Below are 26,411 nucleotides of genomic sequence, written 5' to 3'. Positions count from 1 at the left end.
ATCTGTTGCAACGAGTACCCAGTACTCGGTTCCTTTAGAGCAGACCTTGCAGCTTGCGATGCAACATCGAAACGTTGCTTCCTTTTGCTACAAACCCTGTAAGGGTCTCTGTAAGAAGGGCCGAGACTTTATCAGCTTCAGCTTTGCTTGGGAAGCCCCCAAACACACAACTTCCAGTTCCGGTGAGTTTTGCTTCGGTAAATTTACCTAACAAATTCAAAGCGTTACGTACATCTGGATAACGCCTTGCTACCACCGGTAAGCAGTCATTTCGACTGTTTCCCTTGGGAACGGGGCGCACTTTAATGGGAGAAGAGTTACGTGTCAACAACGGATCTGAAAAAATTTCTGCTGTACTTACAGATACTTGCGGCACAAGCACGACATACCACGGTTCTTCGGGGTCTACAGGGGTGAGTTTCTCCCCCACACCCTCGGCAAAAGCCGCGTGGCCACGCACGAAAACCGGGACGTCGGCGCCCAGCGTCAGGCCCAGCACGGCCAGTCGATCTTCATCCCAACCCAGTTGCCAGAGATGATTCAGGCCGAGCAAAGTTGTTGCGGCATTTGAACTGCCGCCACCGATTCCACCGCCCATGGGCAGGATTTTTTCGATCCAGATGTCGATACCGAGCGAACAGCCGGATTGCTCTTGAAGTTTTCTCGCGGCCCGAACGATCAGATTGCTGTCGTGGGGAACACCCTCGAATTCGGTGTGCAGACGAATCACGCCATCGTCGCGCGCGGCGAAAGTGATCTCATCGCCATAATCGAGAAACTGAAAAATGGTCTGCAGCTCGTGATAACCGTCTTCACGGCGACCGAGGATGTGCAGCATCAGATTGAGTTTGGCCGGGGAGGGCAGTGTCAAACGAGGGGCGCTCATGATCATTGCCCCAGTTTGCGAGGTTGCCATTCCTTGATCACCAGCGTGACGTCAAGGTCGGTGCCGTGCAGTTTGATGCGCTCGGGCAGCCAGTAGCCGTTTTGCTCGGCATAGCTGAGGTATTCGACCTGCCAGCCATCCTGATCGAGGTTGGCCAGGCGGCTGTCGGTATCGAGCGTCACGCGGCTTTTGCTGTCCGGCGCCGGGAGCCCGCGGACCCACCAGGCGAGATGGGACACCGGCAGTTTCCAGCCAAGCTGTTCTTCGAGCAGCACTTCCGGGGACGGCGCTTCATAACGACCCTGGTTGGCGACTTCCAGCGAGACCTTGCCGGGGCGGCCGGTCAAGCGTGCGGCGCCCCGGCCCAGGGGGCCAGAGAGACGAATATCGTAGTAATCCTGTCGCTGCAGCCAGAACAAGGTGCCGCTGCCGGAGTCCTTTGGCGCGCGTATGCCGATCTTGCCGTTGATCTGCCAGCCATCGAGGCCAGCCAACAGTAGTTTGTGCTCGCGCCATTGGGCCGGGTCGCCTTGACCCTGGACCGATTCGCGGGCGCCGAAGCCCGCGCAACCGGCGAGCAGGGCGATGAAGCTGAAAACGATGAGGTGGCGCAAGAACATATAGTTAAAGAGTCTCTGAACCGGTCAGGCGCTTGATGGTGCTGCGCAGGATAGGGCTGTCGGGTTGTTCCTTGAGGAACTTGCCCCAGATCTGTTTGGCTTCGCGTTGCTTGCCGTTGGCCCACAGGACCTCGCCCAGGTGAGCGGCGACTTCCTGATCGGGGAAACGCTCCAGGGCCAGGCGCAAGTAGCGTTCGGCCTCATCGAGATTGCCCAGGCGGTAATTCACCCAGCCGAGGCTGTCGAGTACCGCCGGGTCTTCCGGATTGATCTGGTGCGCCTGTTCGATCAGGGCCTTGGCTTCGGCGTAACGCGTCGTACGGTCGGACAGGGTGTAGCCGAGGGCGTTCAATGCCATCGCATTGTCCGGGTCGCGCTTGATGATCAGGCGCAGGTCTTTTTCCATCTGCGCCAGGTCATTGCGTTTTTCCGCCTGCATGGCGCGGGTGTACAGCAGATTCAAATCGTCCGGGAATTGCTGCAAGGCTTGCTGCAACACTTTCCAGGCCTTGTCCCCCTGCTTGTTGGCGGACAGGGTCTCGGCCTCGATCAAATACAGCTGAATGGCGTAATCGGGCTGCTCGTCGCGTTCCGCAGCCAGGCGGCGTTGGGCTTCGGCGGTCTTGCCGTTATTGATCAGGATATCGGTCTGGCGCAATTGCGCGGGCAGGTAGTCGTTGCCCACACCGACCTGGGCGTATTCGGCGAGCGCACCTTGGGGGTCGTTGCGCTCTTCGGCGATGCGGCCGAGGTTCAGGTGGGCCGAATCGACATGGCTGTCCCGGGCGATCAGGTCTTCCAGATAACCTTTGGCCTCTTCCCAGGCCTTGGCTTCCAGGCACACCAACGCCAGTGAATAACGCAGTTCGTCGTCTTCCGGGTATTGCTGGACCAGGCTGGAAAACTCGACTTTGGCGTCGTCCATGCGGTCCTGTTCAACCAGCATGCGCGCGTAAGTCAGGCGCAAGCGTTTGTCCTCCGGGTACTTCTTGATGCTTTTTTGCAGCAGCGGCAGGGCTTCATCGCCACGATTCATGGATTGCAGCAGGCGCGCGCGCAGCAGGATCGGGGCTATTTCGCCGTCGTCCGGCGGATTGTCTTCCAGCAGGGTCAGCGCGCCTTTGGCATCACCGTCCTGTTGCAACAGCAACGCCTTGCCGAAGATCAGCTGACTGTTGTTGGGATGACGCTGCAACAGACGGTCGAAGCTTTTCATCAAGCCGTTGCGCGTGTCCTGGTCGGTATCTGCCGCGGACAATGCAAGGAAGTCGAAATGGGTGTCGCCCTTGCCCTGCAGGACTTTTTCCATATAGACCATGGAATCGTCATAACGCCCGGCGCGCGCCAGCTGCACCGCAGCGGCCCGTTGCGCCTCAAGGTCGTCCGGGGCGTTTTTCGCCCAGATCAGCGCGGTGTCCAGGGCGGCCTGATCGGCACCCAGATACTCGGCGATACGAAATGCCCGCTCGGAAATGCCCGGATCCTGGGTGTTGATGGCCTGGGTCACGTAGTTGTCCAAGGCAATGTCGAAACGATTGCGCTGGCCAGCCAGTTCGGCGCTCAACAGGCTGAAGACGGTATCTTCGCTGAACGAGCTGTAAACCTTGGGCTTTTCAGGCACCGGAGTGCTGTCTTCGACCGGCGGCGTACCGTCCGACGAAACGGGTGCCAAAGCCTGGCAGCCGCTGAGGAAGACAAGAGCGAGGAGCAACGCGGAAGATCTATTCATATAGGAGGAGGACGACTAACCTGCGGTCGGATCATCATGACACAAGCCTTCGACCAAACATAACCGCCCGGCCATTTTCCCGTTTACCCCGTCCCCAGTGGGAGCGAGCTTGCTCGCGAAATACGCATGGACGCCGCGTGCATTCAGACAGCCCGCGTCATTGTTGACGACCATCGCTGGCAAGCCAGCTTCTATAGAAACGAGACGCGCTCGCAAGCCTGGCACATTGTCTACCGGACCAATAGAGATCGAGTAGTTGTTCTGGCTCTGTCGAAGTAGGACAATTGCCGGCTTCACGTCACCATCAGCGACTTTGAATGGCCTTCCTTGCACTCGGTATCAACCACAAGACTGCTTCAGTAGACGTCCGCGAGCGCGTGGCCTTTACCCCTGAGCAGCTGGTGGAGGCCTTGCAGCAGCTCTGCCGACTCACCGACAGCCGCGAAGCTGCGATCCTCTCCACCTGCAATCGCAGTGAGCTCTATATAGAACAGGATCACCTTTCGGCTGACATCGTGTTGCGCTGGCTGGCCGATTATCACCATTTGAGCCTCGAAGAGCTGCGCGCCAGCGCTTATGTGCACGAAGATGATGCGGCAGTTCGTCACATGATGCGGGTCGCCTCCGGGCTCGATTCACTGGTGTTGGGCGAACCGCAGATCCTCGGCCAGATGAAATCGGCCTACGCCGTGGCCCGCGAAGCCGGCACCATCGGTCCGTTGCTCGGGCGGCTGTTCCAGGCCACCTTCAATGCCGCCAAGCAGGTGCGCACCGACACCGCCATCGGCGAGAATCCGGTGTCCGTGGCGTTTGCCGCGGTCAGCCTGGCCAAACAGATTTTCAGCGACCTGCAACGCAGCCAGGCCTTGCTGATCGGCGCTGGCGAGACCATTACCCTGGTCGCCCGCCATCTGCATGAGTTGGGGGTCAAACGCATCGTTGTCGCCAACCGGACCCTGGAACGCGCGAGCATTCTGGCCGAACAGTTCGGCGCCCACGCGGTGTTGCTCTCGGATATCCCGGCAGAACTGGTGCGCAGCGACATCGTCATCAGCTCCACCGCCAGCCAGCTGCCGATCCTGGGCAAGGGCGCCGTGGAAAGCGCGCTGAAACTGCGCAAGCACAAACCGATCTTCATGGTGGATATCGCCGTACCGCGGGATATCGAGCCGGAAGTCGGCGAGCTGGACGACGTTTACCTGTACAGCGTCGATGATCTCCATGAAGTGGTCGCCGAAAACCTCAAGAGTCGTCAGGGTGCCGCCCAGGCGGCCGAAGAGATGGTCTCGATCGGCGCCGAAGACTTCATGGTGCGCCTGCGCGAACTGGCGGCAGTGGATGTGCTCAAGGCCTATCGCCAGCAAAGCGAGCGCCTGCGCGACGAAGAATTGCTCAAGGCCCAGCGCATGCTGGCCAACGGCAGCAGCGCCGAAGACGTGCTGGTGCAACTGGCGCGTGGCCTGACCAACAAGCTCCTGCACGCGCCGAGCGTGCAGTTGAAAAAGCTCTCTGCCGAAGGCCGCCTTGATGCGCTGGCCATGGCCCAGGAACTCTTTGCCCTCGGTGAGGGCTCATCGGATAGCTTTTCGGATAAGAAACCGCAATGAAAGCGTCACTGCTCAATAAGCTGGACATCCTCCAGGACCGTTTCGAGGAATTGACCGCCTTGCTTGGCGATGGCGAGGTCATTTCCGATCAGAATAAATTCCGCACCTATTCCAAGGAATACGCGGAAATCGAGCCGATTGTCGAAGCCTATAAACAGTTGCTCAAAGTGCAAAGCGACCTTGAGGGCGCCCAGGCACTGCTCAAGGACAGCGACCCGGACATGCGCGAAATGGCCGTGGAAGAAGTCCGCGAAGCCAAAGAGCAGCTGATCGAAATCGAAGCCAGGCTGCAACGCATGCTGTTGCCCAAGGATCCGAACGACGGCCGTAACGTGTTCCTCGAAATCCGCGCCGGCACCGGTGGTGACGAAGCAGCGATTTTCTCCGGCGACCTGTTCCGCATGTATTCGCGTTACGCCGAGCGGCGTGGCTGGCGCGTGGAAATCCTCTCGGAGAACATCGGTGAGCACGGTGGCTATAAAGAAGTCATCGCTCGGGTCGAGGGCGACAACGTCTATGGCAAGTTGAAGTTCGAATCCGGCGCGCACCGTGTGCAGCGGGTTCCAGCCACCGAGTCCCAGGGTCGCATCCACACCTCGGCCTGCACCGTGGCAGTGTTGCCCGAGCCGGATGAACAGGAAACGATCGAGATCAACCCGGCGGATCTGCGGGTCGATACCTATCGTTCTTCCGGTGCCGGTGGCCAGCACGTCAACAAGACCGATTCGGCCATCCGCATCACCCACTTGCCGTCCGGCATCGTCGTCGAATGCCAGGAAGAGCGTTCCCAGCACAAGAACCGTGCCCGGGCGATGTCCTGGTTGTCGGCCAAGCTCAACGATCAACAGACCAGCGCCGCCGCCAATGCCATCGCCAGCGAGCGGAAGTTGCTGGTCGGCTCGGGTGATCGCTCGGAGCGGATCCGCACCTACAACTTTGCCCAGGGCCGGGTCACCGATCACCGCGTCAACCTGACGCTGTACTCGCTCGATGAAATTCTCGCGGGCGGTGTCGATGCGGTGATCGAGCCCTTGCTGGCCGAATACCAGGCCGATCAACTGGCGGCCATAGGTGAGTAAATGACCATCATTGCCAGTTTGTTGCGCGCCGCCGATCTGCCGGACTCGCCTACTGCGCGCCTGGACGCCGAATTGTTGCTGGCGGCGGCATTGGGCAAATCCCGCAGTTTTCTGCACACCTGGCCGGAACGCATCGTCCCGAGCGAAGCCGCACTGAAATTCGCCGGGTATTTGCAGCGTCGTCGTGGCGGCGAACCGGTGGCCTACATTCTTGGCCAGCAAGGTTTCTGGAAGCTCGATCTGGAAGTCGCGCCGCACACACTGATCCCGCGCCCGGACACCGAGTTGCTGGTGGAAGCCGCACTGGAGTTGCTGCCGGCCACACCGGCCAGGGTTCTCGACCTCGGCACCGGCAGCGGCGCCATTGCCTTGGCCCTGGCCAGCGAGCGCCCGGCGTGGCAAGTCACCGCCGTAGACCGCGTGCTCGAAGCCGTAGCCTTGGCCGAGCGCAATCGTCAGCGCCTGCACCTGGTCAACGCCACCGTGCTGAGCAGCCATTGGTTCAGCGCGCTGCATGGCCAACGCTTTCAACTGATCATCAGCAATCCCCCCTACATCGCGAGCACCGATCCGCATCTGGTGGAAGGCGACGTACGCTTCGAACCGGCCAGCGCCCTGGTGGCCGGCGTCGACGGGCTCGACGATCTGCGCCTGATCGTTGGCCAGGCGCCGGATTATCTGGACGCGGGTGGCTGGCTGATGCTCGAACACGGTTACGACCAAGCCGGCAAGGTGCGCGATTTGCTGCTGAGCCGCGGCTTTGAACACGTCCACAGCCGCGCCGATCTGGGCGGTCACGAACGCATCAGCCTGGGGTGCCTGCCGTGCTGAACGATCAGGAATTGTTGCGCTATAGCCGGCAGATTCTGTTGCAGCACGTCGACATCGACGGTCAGTTGCGACTCAAGCAAAGCCGCGTGTTGATCGTCGGTCTAGGCGGTCTCGGCTCACCGGTGGCGCTGTACCTGGCAGCCGCTGGGGTCGGTGAACTGCATCTGGCAGATTTCGACACGGTCGACCTGACCAACTTGCAACGCCAGATCATCCACGACACCGCCAGCGTTGGGGTGAGCAAGGTCGATTCGGCTATCCGCCGCCTGAGCGCGATCAACCCCGAGATTCAGTTGATCGCCCATCGCGCGGCGCTGGACGAAGACTCCCTGGCCGCCGTCGTGGCTGCCGTGGATCTGGTGCTGGACTGCTCCGATAATTTCTCCACTCGCGAAGCGGTCAACGCGGCCTGTGTGGCGGCCGGAAAACCTTTGGTCAGCGGCGCAGCGATTCGTCTCGAAGGGCAATTGTCGGTATTCGATCCGCGTGTTGCGGACAGTCCCTGCTACCACTGTTTATACGGGCACGGCAGTGAAGCCGAGCTGACGTGCAGCGAGGCCGGAGTCGTGGGGCCTTTGGTCGGGATGGTTGGCAGCCTCCAGGCGCTGGAAGCCCTGAAACTGCTGGCGGGTTTCGGCGAGCCATTGGTGGGACGGCTGTTGTTGATCGATGCCTTGGGCTCGCGCTTTCGCGAGTTGCGGGTCAAGCGTGATCCCGGTTGTAGCGTCTGTGGGTCGAAACATGCGTGAAGCGCCGATTGGCGTGTTCGACTCCGGTGTCGGTGGGCTGTCGGTACTGGCCGAGATCCAGCGTTTGCTGCCCAACGAGTCACTGCTGTACGTCGCCGATTGCGGGAATATCCCTTACGGCGAGAAGACTCCGGAATTCATCCGTCAGCGTTGCAGTGTCATGGCCGATTTTTTTCAGCAGCAGGGTGCCAAGGCCCTGGTGCTGGCCTGCAATACGGCAACGGTCGCTGGTGTCGCGGATTTGCGGCGCGATTATCCAACGTGGCCCATCGTCGGCATGGAGCCGGCGGTCAAGCCGGCCGCCGCCGCAACCCGCAGCGGAGTGGTCGGCGTCCTGGCGACTACCGGGACCTTGCAGAGCGCCAAGTTCGCCGCCTTGCTCGATCGCTTCGCCACCGATGTGCGGGTGATGACCCAACCGTGTCCCGGGCTGGTGGAGCTGATTGAAAACGGCGATCTGCACAGTCCTGCCCTGCGCCAGTTACTGGCCAGCTATGTCGGGCCGCTGCTGGGCGCCGGGTGCGACACCATCATTCTCGGCTGCACGCATTATCCATTCCTGAAGCCGTTGCTTAAGCAGATGATCCCTGAAGACATCAGCTTGATTGACACCGGTACCGCCGTAGCACGGCAGCTGCAGCGCCTGTTGGCCGAGCGCGAGTTGCTCGCTCAAGGGCCTGCTCGCGTAGCGCAGTTCTGGACGAGCGCCGATCCGGATCATTTCAGAAATATCTTGCCAATGTTGTGGCATACCTCTGGCGTTGTGCGAAGCTTCAACAAATAGATAAATCTTGGGAAAAACGGGTAATTGGGTGAACTTCTGATTAAACGCCGATTTCTATAGTTTTAGTTCTATTGAGAACCACAAAAAACCATACGAATCTCGTTCGGAAAAGGATGTTTCTAATGAAGCGACTATTCTGTTTGGCCGCGATTGCGGCCGCACTCATGGGGCACAGTTTTACCGCACAGGCGGCAGGCGTGGAGTTCGCGGTCGGCCAGACCAGCGAGTCGACCATGACCTATCGACTGGGCATGCAATTCGACTGGGACAAGAGCTGGCTGCAAAGTGACGTCGGTCGCTTGACCGGTTACTGGAGCGGGGCCTACACCTATTGGGAAGGTGACGAGAGTTCCGCCAACCACAGTCTGTCGTTCTCACCGGTATTGGTTTACGAATTTTCCGGCCAGAACGTCAAGCCGTACGTGGAGTTGGGAGTTGGCGTAGCGGCGTTCGCCAATACCGAAGTCGAAAACAACCAGCTCGGCAGTTCCTTTCAGTTCGAAGACCGGTTCGGCTTTGGTCTGCGCTTTGCGGGCGGACATGAGGTGGGGATTCGTGCGACGCACTATTCCAATGCCGGGATCAGCAGTCCGAACGACGGTGTAGAGAGCTACGCGCTTCACTATACGATGCCGCTCTAAGCGCTTGGTACTTTAAAGGTGGGAGCGAGCCTGCTCGCGAAAGCGGTCTGACAGTCGACATCAATGTTGAATGTCAGGGCCCCTTCGCGAGCAGGCTCGCTCCCACATTGGATCTTTGGTGATTTTGAATTCAGCGATACGCCGTGGTAATCCCCTGGCGTTCATCAATGCACTCAGGCGCCCCCATCTCGAACTCCCGGCAGATCAGCGGGCGTTTTTCGTAGATGGTGCACATCATGGTGTTGCGATCCAGCGCGGCGCACCAGCCATCATCCAGGCGCAACATGACTTCCCCACCCCAATCATCGGTATCGATAAACCGTTCGGGCACCCCTGTATCGGTGATCAGCATGACTTCGAGCTGGCAGCAGCAGGCTGCGCAGGTCGAGCAAGTGACCGCCGATTCGGCAATTTGAGTGTGGGGGATGGTCTTCATGGCGTGCAGTGTAAGGCAGCGGGGCAGTGCTGTGTGAAAGGCCTGACGGACGCTGGGCTGCAATGATGCAGGAGAGACGGATCCGCTAAGGCAATTCGTGTTGCCCTGGTTAATCGCCCCGGGACTGTTCAGCTGCGCAAGAGGGTACTGTCACAAGGCTTCCCCGAAGGAGCGGGCAACACGCAAAGCACTGATCACGCCGTCTTCATGGGAACCGCTGGCCCAATAGGCGCCGCAATAGTAAGTGTGGTGCGCGCCATTCAATTCTTCCCAGCGTCCCTGGGCGGCGACGGCTGTCAGGCTGAATTGCGGGTGGGCATAGGCGTATTGGGCAAGCACCTTGAACGGACTGATGCCCGCACTCTGGTTGAGGCTGACGCAGAAGGTGCTGTCGCTCTGAATGCCTTGCACGATATTCATGTCGTAGGTAACGGCCACCCGGGTATGGCCGGGGCCGCCAAGACGATAGTTGCAACCGGCCCAGGCAGCTTTTCGCTCGGGCAGCAGGCGCGTGTCGGTGTGCAGTACGACTTCGTTGTCAGCATAGGGCAGGGCGCCAAGGATCGACTGTTCAGCGTCGCTCGGCTCGCTCAGCAGTTTCAAGGCCTGATCGCTGTGACAGGCGAACACCACTTTGTCGAACCGCTCGCTGCCGCTGGCGCTGTGGATAACCACCCCGTCTTTATCGCGTTCGACCCGATTCACCGGGCAATCCAGCCTGATCTTCTCTTTGAAGCTCGCCGTCAACGGTGCGATATAGGCGCTCGAACCACCCTCGATCACACACCATTGCGGGCGATTGCCCATGGACAGCAGGCCATGGTTCTTGAAGTACCTGACGAGAACCTGCATGGGAAAACCGAGCATGTCAGCCATTGGCATCGACCAGATGGCTGCGCCCATCGGTACGATGTAATGCAGTATGAAACGCTCGCTGTAACCTCCCTCTTTCAAATAGTCATCCAGTGTGGCGTCTGCAGCGATTCGCCCTTCAGACAGGTCGCGCTGTGCCTCTTTGTTGAAGCGCGAGATGTCCCGCAGCATGCCCCAGAACCCCGGTGACAACAGATTGCGACGTTGGGCAAACAGGCCGTTGAGGTTGTTGCCATTGTATTGAAGGCCAGTGTCCGGGTCGGTGACCGAGAAACCCATTGGCGTCGGCTTGAAACCCACGCCGAGCTGGCCCAGCAGGCGGGTGAAGTTGGGGTAGGTCCGGACGTTGAACACCATGAAACCCGTGTCCACCGCATGGCGCCGGCCATCGACCGTCACTTCGACGGTGTGGGTATGACCACCGACCCGATCGCTGGCTTCGAACAGGCTGATCTCGTGGCTGCGATTGAGCAGGAAAGCGCTGACCAACCCCGAAATGCCGCTGCCGATAATGGCGATCTTCACGGCTGATCCTTGATCGGCGGCTGGCTGCGCACCATGCGTTTGCCGATCGCCAGTTTCCCACTGTCCGGCATTTTCGACAGCGGCCAGAGGGCCGCCATGAACAGCGCAGGCAGGGCGATTTCCGGGGGGCGGCTCTTGAGTTCGTCGAAGATATGCCGTGCGGCTTTATCCACAGGCCAGGAAAGGGGGGGAGGGGCCTCGTTTTTCTCTGCCGGCGGCGTGTCGATGCAGCCCGGGCTGACCACGCTGACTTCGATACCGTCCGGGGCCAAGTCGACGCGCAAAGACTCGAACAAGTAACGCAGGCCAGCCCTCGAAGTGCCATAGGCTTCGGCCCTGGGTAGCGGCAGATAGGTGGCCGAACTGGCCATGACCACCAGATGCGGCGCGGTGCCGGCCCGCAGTAGCGGCACGGCAGCTTCGATGCAATAACTGCTGGCAAGCAGGTTGGTGCGCACGACGTGCTCGATGATCGAAGCATCCAACTGCCTGGCGTCGACATATTCGCAAGTGCCGGCATTAAGGATCACCGAATCCAGCGAACCCCAGTGCGCGGTAATCTGCTCGCCGATTTCACGTACCGTCTGGCTGTTGGTCAGGTCGCCGGCCACCACCATCACTTGGCCTGGGTAGCGCTTGGACAAGACCTTCAATGGCGCCGCCGAACGTGAACTGACCGCCAGGTGGGCGCAGGTTTTGAGTATTTCTTCGGCCAAGGCCGCGCCAATACCATTGCCGGCGCCGGTCAACCAATAGCGTCGTGGAAGTGTAACGCTCATCCCATGCTCCTTTTCAGCCAGGCACACGACTGGCCCAATACGGGTAGATATTCATAAAAGAGTGCCCGGGCATCGAAGTAATCCCGGTGGCAATATACTTTCTCGCGCAGGAGATCACTCATCCGCGCCTCCTGCGTTCTGCCGCGACGGTAGATTCTTGAACGCCGCCAGCGCTCGAGTGCGGGACTCACTAAGATTGACGATCGGCGACGGATAACCTGCCACACCAAACAGCTCACCGAGGTTTGCCGGGTTGTGCACTTCTTTTTTGCTCAGTTCGGCCAATTCCGGCAGCCAGTGCTTGATGAACACGCCCTCGGCGTCGAATTTTTCCGACTGGCTCAACGGGTTGAAGATCCGGAAATAGGGCGCCGAATCGGTGCCCGTGGATGAACTCCACTGCCAACCGCCGTTATTGGCCGCGAGGTCGCCATCGATGAGGTGGCGCATGAAAAAGCGTTCACCTTCACGCCAGTCGATCAGCAGGTTCTTGGTCAGAAACATCGCCACTACCATGCGTAAACGGTTGTGCATCCAGCCGGTTTCCAGCAATTGGCGCATGGCGGCGTCGATGATTGGCAGCCCGGTGCGGGCTTGCTGCCAGGCCAGGAGTTCTTCAGGGGCATCGCGCCAGGCCAGGGCTTCGGTTTCCGGGCGGAAGGCGCGGTGACGGGAAACCCGTGGGTAGCCCACCAGAATGTGTTTGTAGAATTCGCGCCACAACAATTCGTTGATCCAAGTGACGGCGCCCGGCTTGCCGCTTTCGAACTCGCCCTGATTGCTTTGCAGCGCAGCGTGCAGGCATTGGCGGGGGGATATCACCCCGGCCGCGAGATAGGCCGAAAGCTGACTGGTGCCGGGTTTGGCCGGGAAGTCCCGCTCGCTTTGGTAATAGTCGATCTGTGCGTCGGTAAAGCTGTCGAGGCGACGCCGGGCTTCGCGTTCACCGGCCGGCCAGAGGGCGCGCAAGCGGTCGCCAGGCGTGTCGAAGCCATCGATGTTGGCGGGAATCTTGTCGGGCTTGATGTTTAATGAAGCTTGCACCGTGGGGGCGTTGATCAGACTCGGAAACGCATGATGCAGGCGTTCGTGGCACACCTTGCGGAACTGGCTGAACACCTGGAAATAAGTACCGGTCCTGGTCAGGACGCTGCCGGGCTTGAACAGCAGCTGGTCGAGATAGCTGTGAAACTCGATCCCTTTGGTCTTGAGTGCGTCGGCCACTGCCAAGTCCCGACGGGTTTCATGAATGCCGTATTCCTCGTTGACGTGTACCGCGTCAATGCCCAACTGCTGACAAAGATCGAGCAACACCTTCGCAGCGTCATCCCAGCGTGGTGCGTTGCGGATCAGCAGGGGGATGTTCAGTTCGCCCAGTGCGCGGCTCAATTCGTTCAAGTTGCGCAGCCAGAAATCCACTTTGCACGGCGCGTCGTCGTGTTCCAGCCATTGATCCGGGCTCAGCAGGTACACCGCCACGCTCGGACCACGCGCTGCGCCGGCCGAGAGGGCGGTATTGTCATGTAGGCGCAAGTCGCTGCGCAGCCAGATCAATTGCATGGTGGTGTCCATGGAAACATTTAAATGAGCCCGCGCTGGACCAGGCCCTGGTGAGCCGATAACGGGTCTACGGCCAGGAACAAGTCAGCAGTCTCGGTAGCTTTTGCGGATAACTCGGCGTGGTGGATGCACACCGTTGGTCCGGCAATGATTTTTGGGCAACTGAGACTGGTCAAAAGTTTCGTCAGCTGCGAAAGGTTGATGGCTTTGCTGGAATACAGCAGTACGCCGCGTGCTTTCAGGTGATCGACCGCCAGCGCCAGCTCGCCGGCGGGAAGTGGCCAGTCGAACACTTCCACCGGGCAATCGGCGCTGCTGACCAACCAGGCGGTGAGCCACAGGTGTGGTTCGAGCGGCAGGTCCGAGTGATTGATCAGCAGCAGCGGCGCACTGCGCAGCTGGCGGTTGTTATGGTAGATGCGCGCGCCGAATTTACTGCGTAGCCAAGAGAAGAAAAACACCCGCTCCATCTGAGCGCCGAACTGGCCTTGCCAGCGTTGTTCCAGTTCCGCCAGCAACGGCATCAGCAGTTGTTCGCACAAGGTTCGCGGTGGATACAGCGCCATGGCCTGGTTGACGGTGTCATCGAGGGTGCGTTCGCTCAGATGAGTGACGGCATTCAGCAGTGTATGGCGCAGCACATGCCACTCGCTTTCGACCGATTCGGTCAAGGCCTGCGGGGTGTCGAGCAGTTGCTTGACCTGGCTGACGGCGACGCCGCGATTGAGCCAGGTCAGAATCGTCAGAATGCGTTGAACGTGTTCGGCGCAGAACAGCCTATGTCCCTTGGGGGTACGTTGCGGCACGATCAGGCCATAACGCCGTTCCCAGGCACGCAAGGTCACAGCGTTGACGCCGGTCTGGCGGGCCACTTCGCGAATGGGCAGCCAGCCTTCATCGAGGGCCTTTGCGAAGTCGGCGCCCAGATCTTCGCTGGCGCTGGTGTCGAGTGGGGTTTTCATCAGATAGCGTTTCGCAGGCTGAGATTTTCCGGATGCGGTTGCAGGTAAACCTGCTGCGCAATGTACGGATCCGGGTGCTGGCGAAAATGATGTTTGAGCAGGGTCAGCGGCACCACCAGCGGCACTATGCCTTGACGGTACTGGCCGATAACGTGCTGGACCTCCTGCTTGTCTTCAGCGCTGATCGCTTGTTTCAGATAGCCACTGATGTGTTGCAGGACATTGGTGTGGGTGCGGCGCGTGGCGCATTGTTTCAATGCGGCCATCAGTTCGCTGAAATAGCGTGGGCCCAGTTCGCCGGGATGGGTCTGGCCCATGTTGCCCAGCAGACTGCCCAGGATTTTGTAGTGCACCGGGTTGTGGGCCATCAGCAGGTATTTGTAGCGCGAGTGAAAGTCCGTGAGGCTGCGGCGGGTCAGGCCTTCTTGCCGCAGCTGCTGCCAGGCGGCATAGGCAAATACGCGGGTCAGGAAGTTTTCCCGCAGCACCGGGTCGTTGAGTCGCCCGTCTTCTTCCACCGGCAAATCCGGATGCAGGGCGCAAAACGCCTGGGCGTAGATGCCGCGACCACCACCGTTTGCGGGCGCACCGTTGGCCTGGTACACCTTGACCCGTTCCAGCCCGCATGACGGGGACTTCTGCATGAAGATGTAGCCGCAAATACCATCGAGCTCCGCCGCCATTTGCTGGCCGTAGTCAGCCAGGGGGCGAGTGACATTGATCGAGGAATCGACCGTACCGATGGCATCGGGTTGTTCGGGGTTGCCCACCAGGCGAATGGGATCGCGAGGGATGCCGAGGCCGATGGCGACTTCCGGACACACAGGGACGAAATCGAAGTAGTCAGTGAGGGTGCGGCTGCACAGCCGCGATTCCTTGTGCCCGCCGTTGAAGCGCACCTCGGCACCCATCAGGCAGGCGCTGATGGCGATTTTCGGTTTCACGGTGGGGTGGGGCATCAAGGCACCTCGAATCCAGACCTGTACAGATTTTGTATTCTGTACAACATGACTTCATCATAGATTCAAAGGTGTACAAGTCAAACTGTTTGTATAGGTTTTTCCGCGCTAATCCCGGTTTTCCCGCGAACGCATCCCCTTCAGGAGCTGCCACAGATCTTTTGATCTTGGTATGGGGAGCCGCTGAAGGAATCAAAGTCAAAAGATCGCAGCCTTCGGCAGCTCCAACGGTGAATCAACTTCGGTCTACTGCAAATGCGCGTGCAAGCGTCTGGCGGCTTCCTGGCCGCTGAGCCATGCACCTTCCACACGCCCGGACAGGCACCAGTCGCCGCACACATAGAGGCCCAGATCGGCATCGGCCAGTACTCCCCATTCATGGCTGCTGGCAGGGCGGGCGTAGAGCCAGCGGTGGGCAAGGCTGAAGGTGGGAGGGGGCATCGCGTCGTGGAGCAGTTCGGCGAACGCGCCATGCAGTTGCTCGATCACCGCTTCCTTGGACAAGTCGATATGTTGCCGGCTCCAGGTACTGGTGGCATGCAGCACCCAGGTATCGAGTGTGGTGTCGCGCCCAGGTTTGCTGCGGTTGCGGGCCAGCCAGTCGAGCGGACTGTCCTGCACGAAGCAACCTTCCATGGGGGTATCCAGCGGCGTTTCGAACGCCAGTGCGACGGCCCAGGTCGGGTCCATTTTCACACCGGCGGCGGCACCGGCGAGCTTCGGCGCGGAGGCCAGCAGCGCGGTGGCCTGCGGCGCTGGCGTGGCGATCACCACATGACCGAACGGGCCGTGGGTGAAGCCTTCGGCATCCTGCAGATGCCAGTGCTCCTCGCCACGATAGACCTCGGTGATCCGACAGGCGAACTGCACTTCCAGATCGCCGAGCAGGCCACGGGTGATGGCGCTCATGCGTGGCGTACCGACCCAGCGGGTCTGTTCGTCCGGCGACAGGTTGAGTTGGCCGCCGTGGTAGGTGTAGAGCTGCGGCGTCCATTCGGCGACCCAGCCATTGGCTTGCCAGCGCTGGACTTCCGTGACGAAGCGGCGATCGCGAGCAGTGAAATACTGCGCGCCCAGGTCGAGGGCACCCGCATCGCTACGCTTGCTCGACATGCGTCCGCCACTGCCGTGGCTTTTATCGAAAAGTTGAACGACATGCCCGGCCTCCGTAAGGGCCTGGGCGGCTGACAGTCCGGCGATGCCGGTGCCGATGATTGCGATAGGTACAGTCATAGGGGCCTCGTTTACCTTTCTGTACAGACTACGCCGGGGTTTAAACCTGTACAATATTGTTTTTTGGTATAACTTTTAGCGTTCTCGTTCTGACAGCTTGGCCTATTGTTAAACACAGAGCCTGCCCGATACCAAAGATCCCTGCTTATAAAAATAGACTAGTGATCAGGGTAAAACGCCACGCGAGGAAGTAGTCATGCACATATTGCTGACCGGCGGTACTGGTTTGATAGGACGTCAACTCTGCCGACACTGGTTGAGTCAGGGGCATCGTCTGACTGTCTTGAGCCGCACGCCGGAAAAAGTCGCGAAAATTTGCGGTGCACAGGTGCGTGGAATCGCCCTGTTCGAAGACCTCGGGCAAGAAACGGTGGATGCCATTATCAATCTGGCGGGTGCTCCGATTGCCGACCGGCCATGGACCTCCAAGCGTAAGGCTTTGCTTTGGAGCAGCCGGATTACCCTGACCGAAACCCTGCTGGCCTGGCTCGAAAGCCGTGAGCAAAAACCCCAGGTATTGATCTCGGGATCAGCCATTGGCTGGTATGGCGACGGTGGAGAACGGGAATTGACCGAGGAATCTCCCCCGGTCATCGATGATTTCGCCAGTCAGCTGTGCATTGCCTGGGAGGAAACCGCCCAGCGAGCCGAGGCGTTGGGCATTCGTGTGATCCTCATCCGTACCGGGCTGGTGCTGTCGGCCGAGGGCGGCTTTTTGTCGCGGTTGTTGCTGCCGTTCAAAATGGGGCTGGGCGGGCCGATCGGCAACGGTCGGCAGTGGATGCCGTGGATCCATATCGACGATCAAATCGCCCTGATTGATTTTCTTCTGCATCGGAACGACGCCAGTGGTCCTTATAATGCCTGCGCGCCCCAGCCGGTGCGCAATCGCGAGTTTGCCAAAACGTTGGGCAGCGTGCTGCATCGCCCGTCGTTCATGCCGATGCCAGCCCTGGCTTTAAAAGTGTGCCTGGGCGAGTTGTCATTGCTGTTGCTGGGCGGCCAGAAGGCTGTGCCGGCTCGCTTGCTGCAAGCGGGATTCACATTCCGGTTCACTGATTTGCGCGCGGCTCTGGACGATCTGTCCAGCCGCCTCTGAAATAGGACGTTGCATGACCGATCACGCATTGCTTCTGGTCAATCTCGGCTCACCTGCCTCCACCTCGGTGCCGGATGTGCGCAGTTACCTCAATCAATTTCTGATGGACCCGTATGTGATCGACCTGCCATGGCCGGTGCGACGTTTGCTGGTGTCGCTGATCCTGTTCAAACGTCCGGAGCAGTCGGCTCACGCCTACGCCTCGATCTGGTGGGAGGAAGGCTCGCCGCTGGTGGTCCTCAGCCGTCGCCTGCAACAGGCCATGAGCGCCCAGTGGACTCACGGTCCGGTGGAGCTGGCGATGCGTTACGGCGAGCCTTCGATTGAATCGAAGCTGGTGCAGTTGGCCGCTCAGGGCCACAAACGAGTGACCCTCGCGCCCCTTTATCCACAGTTCGCCGACAGCACCGTGACCACGGTGATTGAAGAAGCCAAGCGGGTGGTGCGCGATAAAAAGCTCGACATGCAATTCTCGATACTCCAGCCGTTCTACGATCAGCCGGAATACCTTGATGCGCTGGTGGCCAGTGCGAGGCCTTATCTGCAACAGGATTACGATCACCTGTTGTTGAGTTTTCACGGATTGCCGGAACGGCACCTGAAGAAGCTCAATCCAGGTCATTGCTTTGAAGGGGGCGGCGATTGCTGCGCCGATGCTCCACCGGAAGTGGTCGCGACCTGTTATCGCGGTCAGTGCCTGCGAACCGCAGCCGAGTTCGCCAAGCGCATGGGGCTGCCGGATGGCAAGTGGTCAGTGTCGTTCCAGTCGCGGCTGGGTCGGGCCAAGTGGATCGAACCCTACACCGAAGCGCGCCTTGATGAGTTGGCGGGAATGGGCGTGAAGAAGGTGCTGGTAATGTGCCCGGCGTTCGTCGCCGATTGCATCGAGACGCTGGAAGAGATTGGTGATCGCGGCAAGGAGCAATTCCGCGAGGCGGGGGGCGAGGAGTTGCTGTTGGTGCCGTGTCTCAATGATGATCCGCAGTGGGCGAAAGCGTTGAATGCCTTGTGCGAGCGAGCGCCGTTGGCGCTGTAAAAGCATCGCGAGCAAGCTCGCTCCCACACTGGATTTTCTGTGAACACACTATTTGTGAGCACTACAGATCAAATGTGGGAGCGAGCTTGCTCGCGATAGCTATCCAACTGACTGCAAATTTCTCAAGCCATTACAGTAACGACTCATTCGCCTTCTTGTGCTTCCAGCTGTCATTGCCCGGCAGCAACAGATTCAGCGCAATCGCCGTCACCGCGCACAGCGCGATGCCTTTGAGGCCGAAGTCATCCGGGCCGGTGCCGGTGCCGACCAGCACGCCGCCAATGCCGAACACCAGGGTCACCGAGACAATCACCAGATTGCGCGCCTCGCCCAGGTCGATTTTATGGCGAATCAGCGTGTTCATCCCCACCGCCGCGATCGAACCGAACAGCAGGCACAGAATCCCGCCCATCACTGGCACCGGGATGCTTTGCAGCAGCGCACCGAATTTGCCGACGAACGCCAGGCTGATGGCGAAAATCGCCGCCCAGGTCATGATTTTCGGGTTGTAGTTCTTGGTCAGCATCACCGCGCCGGTCACTTCGGCATAGGTGGTGTTGGGCGGACCGCCGAACAGTCCGGCTGCGGTGGTGGCAATGCCGTCACCCAGCAGAGTACGGTGCAAACCAGGTTTCTTCAGGTAATCGCGACCGGTCACGCTACCGACCGCGATAACGCCGCCGATGTGCTCGATGGCCGGGGCCAACGCCACCGGAACGATGAACAGAATCGCCTGCCAGTTGAATTCCGGCGCAGTGAAGTGCGGAATCGCGAACCAGGGTGCTGCGGCAATCTTCGCGGTGTCGACCACGCCGAAGTAGAACGCCATCGCAAAGCCCACCAGCACCCCGGAGATGATCGGCACCAGGCGGAAAATGCCTTTGCCGAACACCGCGACGATCAGGGTGGTCAGCAGCGCCGGCATCGAGATCATCATCGCCGTCTGGTAAGGAATCAGCTCGGTGCCGTCCCCCGCCTTACCCATCGCCATGTTCGCGGCAATCGGCGCCATGGCCAGGCCAATGGAAATGATCACCGGCCCGATCACCACCGGCGGCAGCAAACGATCGATGAAACCTGTGCCCTTGATCTTCACGGCCAGGCCGAGGAAGGTGTAGACGAAGCCTGCCGCCATCACGCCACCCATGGTCGCCGCAAGGCCGAACTGGCCCTTGGCGAGGATGATCGGCGTGATAAAGGCAAAGCTCGACGCCAGGAACACCGGCACCTGACGCCCGGTGACGATCTGGAACAGAATCGTCCCCAGGCCGGCCGTGAACAGCGCCACATTCGGATCGAGACCGGTAATCAGCGGCATCAACACCAGTGCGCCGAACGCCACGAACAGCATCTGCGCACCCGACAGTATCGTGCGCCAGAGCGGATCGTTGAACTCATCCTGCATGCTCAAGCGTCCTTCTGCTTGGTACCGAAGATCTTGTCACCGGCGTCGCCCAGGCCTGGGATGATGTAACCGTGTTCGTTCAATTTTTCATCAATGGAGGCGGTGTAGATGGTGACGTCCGGGTGAGCCTGCTCCACGGCGGCGATGCCTTCCGGCGCGGCAACCAGGACCATGGCACGGATGTCGCGGCAACCGGCCTTCTTCAGCAGGTCAATGGTGGCGACCATGGAACTGCCGGTGGCGAGCATCGGATCGATGATCATCGCCAGGCGTTCGTTGATTTCCGGAACCAGTTTTTCCAGGTAGGTATGGGCCTGCAGGGTCTGTTCATTGCGGGCCACGCCCACGGCGCTGACTTTGGCGCCCGGGATCAGGCTGAGCACGCCTTCGAGCATGCCGATACCGGCGCGCAGGATCGGCACCACGGTAATTTTCTTGCCGGCGATTTTCTCGACCGACACAGTGCCGGCCCAACCTTCGATATCGTAGGTTTCCAGCGGCAGGTCTTTGGTGGCTTCGTAGGTCAGCAGCGCACCCACTTCCTGAGCGAGCTCACGGAAATTCTTGGTGCTGATGTCTGCGCGGCGCATTAGGCCAAGTTTATGACGGATCAGCGGATGGCGGATCTCGAGGATGGGCATGGGAAAGGCTCCGGCGGCGGGCAAAAAAACCGGCCTAGATTAATCTATCCGAGGGTGTTGTCCTATAGACATAGAGTACGTTAGTCCACAAACGCTTGATCTGGCCGTGCGGGATGCGTACCTTTGCCCGCTTTTCCTCACCCGCCACCCCCTCCTGGAGAGCGCCATGTCCGCTGATCTCGAGCATATCCGTCAAATCATGCGAGAGGCTGACTGCCTGTACACCGAAGCTGAAGTCGAGGCGGCTATCGCCCGCGTCGGTGCACACATCAACGACCAGCTGGCCGAGAGTAACCCGGTGGTATTCTGCGTGATGAACGGCGGGCTGATTTTCGCCGGCAAGCTGCTCACGCATTTGCAGTTCCCGCTGGAAGCTTCCTACCTGCACGCTACCCGTTATCGCAATGAAACCAGCGGCGGCGACCTGTTCTGGAAAGCCAAGCCGGAAGTCTCGTTCATCGACCGTGACGTGCTGATCATTGACGACATCCTCGACGAAGGTCACACCCTGGGCGCGATCATCGACTTCTGCAAACACGCCGGCGCACGCAAAGTGCACACCGCCGTGCTGATCGACAAGGATCACAACCGCAAGGCCCGCCCGGACCTCAAGGCTGACTTCGTCGGCCTGCCGTGCATCGACCGTTACATCTTCGGTTACGGCATGGACTACAAAGGCTACTGGCGTAACGCCAACGGAATTTTTGCCGTTAAAGGAATGTAAGCACATGACCACGCCGAGCTTTCTTGATCAAACCCTGTTCACTGAGTTGGCCGAGAAAGCGGCGGCTAATCCGCGCGGGCGTCAGCATCACAATTTCCATCAGATGGAAGATGCCTGTCACCGCATGGCCGTAGGGTTGCAGCCGAACACTTACATTCCGCCTCACCGCCACCTGGGCGATAACAAGGCCGAAACCTTGCTGGTCCTTAAAGGGCGGCTTGGCCTGCTGATTTTCGATGAGTCTGGCACCGTACTGAAAAAACAGATTCTGCAGGCCGGTGGCGACTGTGTCGGCGTGGACCTGCCAACAGGCGTGTTTCATGGCTTGGTGGTGTTGGAAGCGGACAGCCTGATGTTCGAGTGCAAGGCCGGACCTTATCGCCCGGTAGGTGAAGGTGAGCTTGCTCACTGGGCGCCGCGCGAAGGCGAACCGGGTGTCACCGAGTATCAGGCGTGGATGCGCGCGCAGTTCGATTGATATGCCCCCTGTAGGAGCGAGCTTGCTCGCGATGGTGGTTAACGATAACGCGGGGTGTCTGAAACAACGCGGTGCCGTATCGTTCATCGCGAGCAAGCTCGCTCCTACACCCGCCCTCCGGAGCCCGTCATGAGCCTTTTGATCCGCAGCTGCGCCGCCCTGTTGCTGACCTTCAGCGTGCCCCTGTCCGCCGCCCCGGCACCCATGCACGCGCAGTTCCTGCCCCCGGACGACCTGACCCTGCGTGACACGGCTCCCGAGCAGCAACAATTGCTGCAGGTCACCGAATATTCGGTGGTCGTCGGCAGCCAGCGTCAGTCCAATCAACAACCCATTCCGGTCACTTCCCCGTTGCTGGTACGCCTCAAGGGCAAATCCTTGAACAAGGGCGCGACCATCAACCAGGTGCTGGTCAATTTCGATGGCGAAAGCAAAAGCCTGAAAAAGCCGATCTACGACGACAAGAGCAAGACCCTGACGCTGTTTTACCCAATGGCGCAGTACCGGGTGGTGATTGACTTGTTGCGTAACGACACGGTGTATTGCCAGTTCCTCAGCTACGCCAATGGCCATGTCTGGGCCGATCTGCATACAGGCAGTGTTCGTCCGCGTTGAGCCAGACGCCCAGTGAGGGGTAAACTGCCCGCCCTGTGAAATGTCTGCGAGCTGGAGTCGGCAATGCGTAAAGATAAGAAGCAAGTGATTGGTGACGAGATCGGCGATGCGCAGATCAAGCTGTTCCTCGATTTCGAGCCGGTCGACGCCACTTCGCCGTCGTTGCACAAACTCATCAAGGCTTATCGCGGCCTGCGCATCGATGATTTCGGGCGTTTTCTGACGTTCTTCGTCGAAGCCGGTCTGGATCTGGACGGCAAGGATGAGCACGGTAATGACTTCGTTGCCCTGATCAAGGATCAGCGTAATGCGGCCGAGTACATCGAATTGATCGAAAAGGCTCGCGGTTAAGGCCTTTTAAGCAACACAAAAAAACGCCCCGTTCCTGTGCAGGAGCGGGGCGTTTTTTATGCGGCCGAATCAAGCGTAGCTTTCGGTCTCGTTGCTTGCTTCAACCAGTTCCAGCGCGATGTTGTTTTGCACATTGATCCTGCGATACAGCGCAGCATCGGTTTCCAGGACCTTTTCCCGAGCCGGGAAGATTTCCGCCAGTTTGGCAGCCCATTCACCGGACGTTTTGTTCGGGAAGCATTTTTCGATCAGTTCCAGCATGATCGAAACGGTCACCGATGCGCCTGGCGAAGCGCCGAGCAGGGCGGCGAGGGTACCGTCCTTGGCCGCGACCAGTTCGGTACCGAACTGCAGGACGCCACCTTTTTTCGGGTCTTTCTTGATGATTTGCACCCGTTGGCCGGCTACTTCCAGGCGCCAGTCTTCGGCTTTCGCCTCCGGGTAGAAACGGCGCAGGGAATCCAGGCGCTGCTCCATCGACTGCATCACTTCACTGACCAGGTACTTGGTCAGGTCCATGTTGTTTTTTGCCACGGCCAGCATCGGGCCGATGTTGCCGGCGCGAACCGACATCGGCAGGTCCATGAAGGAGCCGTGCTTGAGGAACTTGGTGGTGAAACCGGCGTAAGGTCCGAACAGCAGGGATTTCTTGCCGTCGACTACGCGAGTATCCAGGTGCGGTACGGACATGGGCGGCGAACCGACCGCAGCCTGGCTGTAGACCTTGGCCTGGTGGTGTTTGACCACTTCCGGATTGTCGCAACGCAGCCATTGGCCGCTGATCGGGAAGCCGCCGAAGCCTTTGCTTTCTTCGATGCCCGAAGCCTGCAACAACGGCAATGCCGCGCCGCCAGCGCCGAGGAAGACGAATTTGGCGTCGACTTCACGGGAGTTGCCGCTGTTGACGTCCTTGATGCTGACGGTCCAGCCGCTGCCGTTACGCTTCAGGCCGGTAACGCGCTTGCAGTACTTGACCTGGGCGTCGGGTGCGCTGGTCAGGTGCTTGAGCAATTGGTTGGTCAGGGCGCCGAAGTTGACGTCGGTGCCGTTCATGACGCGGGTGGCGGCGACAATTTCGTCGGCCGGCCGGCCCGGCATCATCAGCGGCATCCACTCAGCCATGGTCGCCTTGTCTTCGGTGTATTCCATGTCCGAGAAGGCGTGGTGCTTGCTCAGCTTCTTGAAGCGTTCCTTCAGGAAGGAAACGCCATCATTGCCTTGCACGAAGCTCAGGTGCGGCACCGGGCTGATGAAGGTCTTGGACGAGCCGAAGGTGCCCTTTTTGGTCAGGTAGGTCCAGAACTGCTTCGACACCTCGAACTGGGTGTTGATGTGCACGGCTTTCTTGATGTCGACGGTGCCGTCGGCGGCCTGCGGCGTGTAGTTGAGCTCACACAGCCCGGCGTGACCGGTCCCGGCGTTGTTCCACGGGTTCGAACTCTCCGCAGCACCGGAATCCATCAGCTCGACGACTTCCAGCTTGATCGCGGGGTCGAGCTCTTTAAGCAGCACAGCCAGGGTGGCACTCATGATGCCTGCCCCAACCAGTACTACGTCGACTGCTTCGTTATGCGCCATTTAACGCGTCTCCAAAATCTGCAGCACCAAATTGTCGGCATGGCTGCCAGGCGTTCCGGGGCGTGTCAGTGATGCCCCATGTACCCATGGCAGGTACGCCATGTCCGAATCTTCGCAATTTTTCGCAACTTCGACGGACGCTACCGGCCGGGTCTAAAAGAGCTACATGAACTCACTTCAACGCGCGGCTGGCAATTCGACTTATGGTCGATACATCCGTTTGTGCAACCAAATCCGTAGCGGACAGGCTTCAGGCTCCGGTGTTCGAGGAGTACTCGGGCCTGTGTCGTTGGGCTGTTTCAGACGCTAATGGTGCATGTTCAGACGCAAAACTATTCATTTGCTCGCCACACTCTTGTGAAGTTGTGAAAACCCGTTTTTTTCACGCTCTTTTGAAGACGTGAACCTCAAAAAGGGCTGTCCCAGCCTGGCACCGTGCCCGGATGGAATGACCGCCATGCAATACATGACAGTCAAAACGGGCAAACAGCTCAGTGACCGAGCGTAATGACAGCTCTGCAGATTCGCGAAAAGTGGGGGTTTTGCTCAAGGAACAGCAAGCGCGCCAGCTTCACTCGATCTGTGTGGGCGGCTCTCTGTGGGCGGTGCGGGGTGCCAATACCGGGGTATTGACGATGCTGCGAGGCCCGATCAGGAGACGTCCTTATAATCGGGGGGAGATTGTAGCGAAGAAACGCAGGGAAATGGTCGTGTTTAATGACTTTTATTAGGCGTCTGGTCAGGTGGTCAGCAGATGTTGCACCCGCGCGCGGGGTTGGCGCTGGTTGACGCGGGCGCTGGCGGGCAGGGGATGGTGCAGCCAATTGAGACGGATTTCTTCGATCTCGACCCAGCCATCGCCCATGGGCTGGAGGCTGCACTGCTTGAATGCCTGGCAGTGGCCATTGCGGTCGAGCAAGGCAAAGCAGCGATGCAGCGGGCGTGGCGCGAACAGCGAGATGAGATAACGCATGACGGAGTACCTGGTGGGGGCGACTGTTATTTAGATTGGCCTTTGGCTGTGACGCGAAAGTGTATGAGCGATGACAGGTGTGTGACAGGTATCGCGGTCTGAAAGCTTTGTCAGACTTTTCCGTAATTGTTGCGCTGGTTCGCTGCAGTGGCGCACCGCTATACTGCGGCCTTGTTTGTGCCTGATTCTGGAGAGAAGAGCATGTTGCAACGCCTGTTGTTCGGTTTGATTACTGTGACCAGTTTGACCCTGGTTGGCTGCGCCCACAGCCCGCAACAACTGAATCCGGAACCCAAGCTGACGACCCAGCTGGCGCCGGTCGGCCGTGGCCAGCCGGTGGTGGTGCGCGTGGTGGACGGTCGTCCGTCGCCTACCCTGGGTACCCGCGGTGGCTTGTATCCCGAGACCAGCGCGATCACCGTGCAGGGCGCGCAGATTCTGCCGAAGTTGCAGGCCCAGGCCGAAGCGGCCGTGCGCTTGCTGGGCTTTACTCCGACGTCCAACGCGCTGAATGCGCCGCAGTTGACGGTGACCCTGGCGGAATTGAAGTATCAGTCGCCCAAAGAAGGCATGTACGTGACCGAGGCGACCATTGGCGCGACCTTCCGCTCCGATGTGCAGAACGCCAACCGCCGTTACAGCGGCCGCTACGGTGCCTCCCTGGATCAGCGTTTCGGTATGGCGCCTAATCAGGAAACCAACACCAAGCTGGTCAGTGATGTGTTGAGCGATGCGTTGACGCGTCTGTTCAAGGATCCGACGATTGGCCAGGTTCTCAACGAATAATGCACCCCTGCGTTGGATTTCGGCAGAACAGTAATCTGCCAGATGGTGCGCTATTTGTCGCAAAGGGCGGGGCAGCAGCGCGGGGCTTTCGGTAGAATCCGCGCCGCGGTCGTCGGCCCGGCGTCTGCCACACCTGATTTATCCGAGGTTCGTGATGTCGCTGCATTTGATGACGCTGTTTACCGCCCATCCCGCCAAATTGATCAACCTGCTGGCCTTGCTGTTGGCTTTTCCTGGCAGCTGGTTGCTGCATGCGACCCGCCGTCGTGAGCAGCGGGCGTTGGCGAGCATCGAGACACAGCGCCAGCGTCGTCCTGGCGAAGAGCCCAATCTGGATTGGGCGACCTTGCGCATGAACCGGTTTTTCTATCGCTTCGGTTTCGCCTGCCTGGGATTGGCGCTGCTGGTGTCGTGGATCAGCACGCAGGTCTAGATCGTCAAAAAGCAAAAGATCCTGGAAAAAGAAAACGGC

The 26,411-nt window shown here is 59.6% G+C and carries 28 protein-coding genes; 14 read left to right on the top strand and 14 right to left on the bottom strand.

The features are described 5' to 3' along the window. Nucleotides 1-34: 34 nt before the first annotated feature. From ispE to ACA041_RS27300, 3 genes are read right to left on the bottom strand one after another with little or no spacing between them, the layout of a single operon-like run. Nucleotides 35-886 carry a 4-(cytidine 5'-diphospho)-2-C-methyl-D-erythritol kinase gene (ispE, locus tag ACA041_RS27310; RefSeq protein WP_497438658.1) on the bottom strand — a complete coding sequence of 284 codons (852 nt, stop codon included), beginning with the start codon at nucleotides 884-886 and terminating at the stop codon, nucleotides 35-37. Nucleotides 887-888: 2 nt separating this feature from the next. Beyond that, a complete protein-coding gene (gene lolB / locus ACA041_RS27305) occupies nucleotides 889-1,506 on the bottom strand; it encodes a lipoprotein insertase outer membrane protein LolB (RefSeq protein WP_497438657.1) in 618 nt (205 codons plus the stop codon). Between the two features lie 4 nt (nucleotides 1,507-1,510). After that, complete coding sequence (locus tag ACA041_RS27300; protein ID WP_497438656.1) at nucleotides 1,511-3,235, bottom strand: tetratricopeptide repeat protein; 1,725 nt, start codon at nucleotides 3,233-3,235, stop codon at nucleotides 1,511-1,513. A 317-nt stretch (nucleotides 3,236-3,552) separates the two neighbouring features. On the opposite strand from ACA041_RS27300, the gene hemA reads away from it, so the two are divergent. The 6 genes from hemA (at nucleotide 3,553) to ACA041_RS27270 (ending at nucleotide 8,926) form a co-directional block, all read left to right on the top strand. Next, entirely contained in the window at nucleotides 3,553-4,842 is a 1,290-nt protein-coding gene (hemA, locus tag ACA041_RS27295) for a glutamyl-tRNA reductase (RefSeq protein WP_150797302.1), read from the top strand. Next, nucleotides 4,839-5,921 (top strand): peptide chain release factor 1, encoded by a 1,083-nt coding sequence (prfA, locus tag ACA041_RS27290; RefSeq protein WP_497438655.1) that lies wholly within the window; start codon nucleotides 4,839-4,841, stop codon nucleotides 5,919-5,921. Before hemA ends, prfA begins: the two co-directional genes overlap by 4 nt. Next, a complete protein-coding gene (gene prmC / locus ACA041_RS27285; RefSeq protein WP_497438654.1) occupies nucleotides 5,922-6,752 on the top strand; it encodes a peptide chain release factor N(5)-glutamine methyltransferase in 831 nt (276 codons plus the stop codon). Beyond that, nucleotides 6,746-7,501 (top strand): molybdopterin-synthase adenylyltransferase MoeB, encoded by a 756-nt coding sequence (locus tag ACA041_RS27280; RefSeq protein WP_497438653.1) that lies wholly within the window; start codon nucleotides 6,746-6,748, stop codon nucleotides 7,499-7,501. The genes prmC and ACA041_RS27280 overlap by 7 nt, the downstream gene beginning before the upstream one ends. Then, nucleotides 7,494-8,285: a glutamate racemase gene (gene murI / locus ACA041_RS27275; protein WP_497438652.1), complete on the top strand. Its 792-nt coding sequence runs from the start codon at nucleotides 7,494-7,496 to the stop codon at nucleotides 8,283-8,285. The genes ACA041_RS27280 and murI overlap by 8 nt, the downstream gene beginning before the upstream one ends. A 122-nt stretch (nucleotides 8,286-8,407) precedes the next feature. Beyond that, nucleotides 8,408-8,926, top strand: a complete 519-nt coding sequence (locus ACA041_RS27270) for an acyloxyacyl hydrolase (protein ID WP_497438651.1) — start codon at nucleotides 8,408-8,410, stop codon at nucleotides 8,924-8,926. Between the two features lie 130 nt (nucleotides 8,927-9,056). Here ACA041_RS27270 and ACA041_RS27265 read toward each other — a convergent pair whose 3' ends face one another. The 7 genes from ACA041_RS27265 to ACA041_RS27235 all read right to left on the bottom strand — a co-directional run bounded on the left by ACA041_RS27265 (nucleotide 9,057) and on the right by ACA041_RS27235 (nucleotide 16,253). Then, a complete protein-coding gene (locus ACA041_RS27265) occupies nucleotides 9,057-9,362 on the bottom strand; it encodes a YkgJ family cysteine cluster protein (protein WP_497438650.1) in 306 nt (101 codons plus the stop codon). Between the two features lie 150 nt (nucleotides 9,363-9,512). Beyond that, nucleotides 9,513-10,760 carry an NAD(P)/FAD-dependent oxidoreductase gene (locus ACA041_RS27260; RefSeq protein ID WP_497438649.1) on the bottom strand — a complete coding sequence of 416 codons (1,248 nt, stop codon included), beginning with the start codon at nucleotides 10,758-10,760 and terminating at the stop codon, nucleotides 9,513-9,515. Then, nucleotides 10,757-11,539 carry an SDR family NAD(P)-dependent oxidoreductase gene (locus ACA041_RS27255; RefSeq protein WP_497438648.1) on the bottom strand — a complete coding sequence of 261 codons (783 nt, stop codon included), beginning with the start codon at nucleotides 11,537-11,539 and terminating at the stop codon, nucleotides 10,757-10,759. The genes ACA041_RS27260 and ACA041_RS27255 overlap by 4 nt, the downstream gene beginning before the upstream one ends. Before the next feature lie 114 nt (nucleotides 11,540-11,653). Continuing rightward, nucleotides 11,654-13,099: a deoxyribodipyrimidine photo-lyase gene (phrB, locus tag ACA041_RS27250; RefSeq protein ID WP_497438647.1), complete on the bottom strand. Its 1,446-nt coding sequence runs from the start codon at nucleotides 13,097-13,099 to the stop codon at nucleotides 11,654-11,656. A 20-nt stretch (nucleotides 13,100-13,119) separates the two neighbouring features. After that, a complete protein-coding gene (locus ACA041_RS27245) occupies nucleotides 13,120-14,061 on the bottom strand; it encodes a MerR family transcriptional regulator (protein WP_497438646.1) in 942 nt (313 codons plus the stop codon). Then, nucleotides 14,061-15,020 (bottom strand): YbgA family protein, encoded by a 960-nt coding sequence (locus tag ACA041_RS27240; RefSeq protein ID WP_497438645.1) that lies wholly within the window; start codon nucleotides 15,018-15,020, stop codon nucleotides 14,061-14,063. Before ACA041_RS27240 ends, ACA041_RS27245 begins: the two co-directional genes overlap by 1 nt. A gap of 246 nt (nucleotides 15,021-15,266) precedes the next feature. Continuing rightward, entirely contained in the window at nucleotides 15,267-16,253 is a 987-nt protein-coding gene (locus ACA041_RS27235; protein WP_497438644.1) for an NAD(P)/FAD-dependent oxidoreductase, read from the bottom strand. A 196-nt stretch (nucleotides 16,254-16,449) separates the two neighbouring features. Here ACA041_RS27235 and ACA041_RS27230 point away from each other — a divergent pair, with 196 nt between their 5' ends. Together ACA041_RS27230 and hemH are read left to right on the top strand one after the other, a co-directional pair. Continuing rightward, on the top strand, nucleotides 16,450-17,352 hold the full coding sequence (locus tag ACA041_RS27230; RefSeq protein ID WP_497438643.1) for a TIGR01777 family oxidoreductase: 903 nt from the start codon (nucleotides 16,450-16,452) through the stop codon (nucleotides 17,350-17,352). A 13-nt stretch (nucleotides 17,353-17,365) separates the two neighbouring features. Then, entirely contained in the window at nucleotides 17,366-18,388 is a 1,023-nt protein-coding gene (hemH, locus tag ACA041_RS27225; RefSeq protein ID WP_497438642.1) for a ferrochelatase, read from the top strand. Nucleotides 18,389-18,518: 130 nt separating this feature from the next. On the opposite strand, the gene ACA041_RS27220 is transcribed toward hemH, so the two are convergent. Further along, a complete protein-coding gene (locus tag ACA041_RS27220; protein WP_497438641.1) occupies nucleotides 18,519-19,793 on the bottom strand; it encodes a uracil-xanthine permease family protein in 1,275 nt (424 codons plus the stop codon). Nucleotides 19,794-19,795: 2 nt separating this feature from the next. After that, the gene (upp, locus tag ACA041_RS27215) at nucleotides 19,796-20,434 is read right to left on the bottom strand and encodes a uracil phosphoribosyltransferase (protein WP_497438640.1); all 639 of its coding nucleotides are present in this window, start codon (nucleotides 20,432-20,434) and stop codon (nucleotides 19,796-19,798) included. Between the two features lie 166 nt (nucleotides 20,435-20,600). Here upp and ACA041_RS27210 point away from each other — a divergent pair, with 166 nt between their 5' ends. The 4 genes from ACA041_RS27210 (at nucleotide 20,601) to ACA041_RS27195 (ending at nucleotide 22,602) form a co-directional block, all read left to right on the top strand. Further along, the gene (locus tag ACA041_RS27210; RefSeq protein ID WP_497438639.1) at nucleotides 20,601-21,158 is read left to right on the top strand and encodes a hypoxanthine-guanine phosphoribosyltransferase; all 558 of its coding nucleotides are present in this window, start codon (nucleotides 20,601-20,603) and stop codon (nucleotides 21,156-21,158) included. A 4-nt stretch (nucleotides 21,159-21,162) separates the two neighbouring features. Then, nucleotides 21,163-21,636 carry a WbuC family cupin fold metalloprotein gene (locus tag ACA041_RS27205; protein WP_497438638.1) on the top strand — a complete coding sequence of 158 codons (474 nt, stop codon included), beginning with the start codon at nucleotides 21,163-21,165 and terminating at the stop codon, nucleotides 21,634-21,636. A gap of 129 nt (nucleotides 21,637-21,765) precedes the next feature. Continuing rightward, nucleotides 21,766-22,251, top strand: coding sequence for a hypothetical protein (locus ACA041_RS27200; protein WP_497438637.1), 486 nt, complete (start codon nucleotides 21,766-21,768; stop codon nucleotides 22,249-22,251). Nucleotides 22,252-22,314: 63 nt separating this feature from the next. Continuing rightward, nucleotides 22,315-22,602, top strand: a complete 288-nt coding sequence (locus ACA041_RS27195) for a PA4642 family protein (protein WP_497438636.1) — start codon at nucleotides 22,315-22,317, stop codon at nucleotides 22,600-22,602. A gap of 69 nt (nucleotides 22,603-22,671) precedes the next feature. Here the strand turns inward: ACA041_RS27195 and mqo are convergent, their stop codons facing one another. Together mqo and ACA041_RS27185 are read right to left on the bottom strand one after the other, a co-directional pair. Further along, a complete protein-coding gene (gene mqo, locus ACA041_RS27190; RefSeq protein ID WP_497438635.1) occupies nucleotides 22,672-24,180 on the bottom strand; it encodes a malate dehydrogenase (quinone) in 1,509 nt (502 codons plus the stop codon). A 739-nt stretch (nucleotides 24,181-24,919) separates the two neighbouring features. Next, nucleotides 24,920-25,153: a hypothetical protein gene (locus ACA041_RS27185; protein ID WP_497438634.1), complete on the bottom strand. Its 234-nt coding sequence runs from the start codon at nucleotides 25,151-25,153 to the stop codon at nucleotides 24,920-24,922. A 201-nt stretch (nucleotides 25,154-25,354) separates the two neighbouring features. Between ACA041_RS27185 and ACA041_RS27180 the strand changes: the two genes are divergently transcribed. Beyond that, nucleotides 25,355-25,939, top strand: coding sequence for a YajG family lipoprotein (locus tag ACA041_RS27180; protein WP_150797322.1), 585 nt, complete (start codon nucleotides 25,355-25,357; stop codon nucleotides 25,937-25,939). A 154-nt stretch (nucleotides 25,940-26,093) separates the two neighbouring features. Then, the gene (locus ACA041_RS27175; RefSeq protein ID WP_497438633.1) at nucleotides 26,094-26,372 is read left to right on the top strand and encodes a hypothetical protein; all 279 of its coding nucleotides are present in this window, start codon (nucleotides 26,094-26,096) and stop codon (nucleotides 26,370-26,372) included. Nucleotides 26,373-26,411: the final 39 nt, after the last annotated feature.

This window comes from Pseudomonas sp. LBUM1676, assembly GCF_059695605.1.
This window is presented reverse-complemented; position numbering and strand designations above follow the sequence as displayed.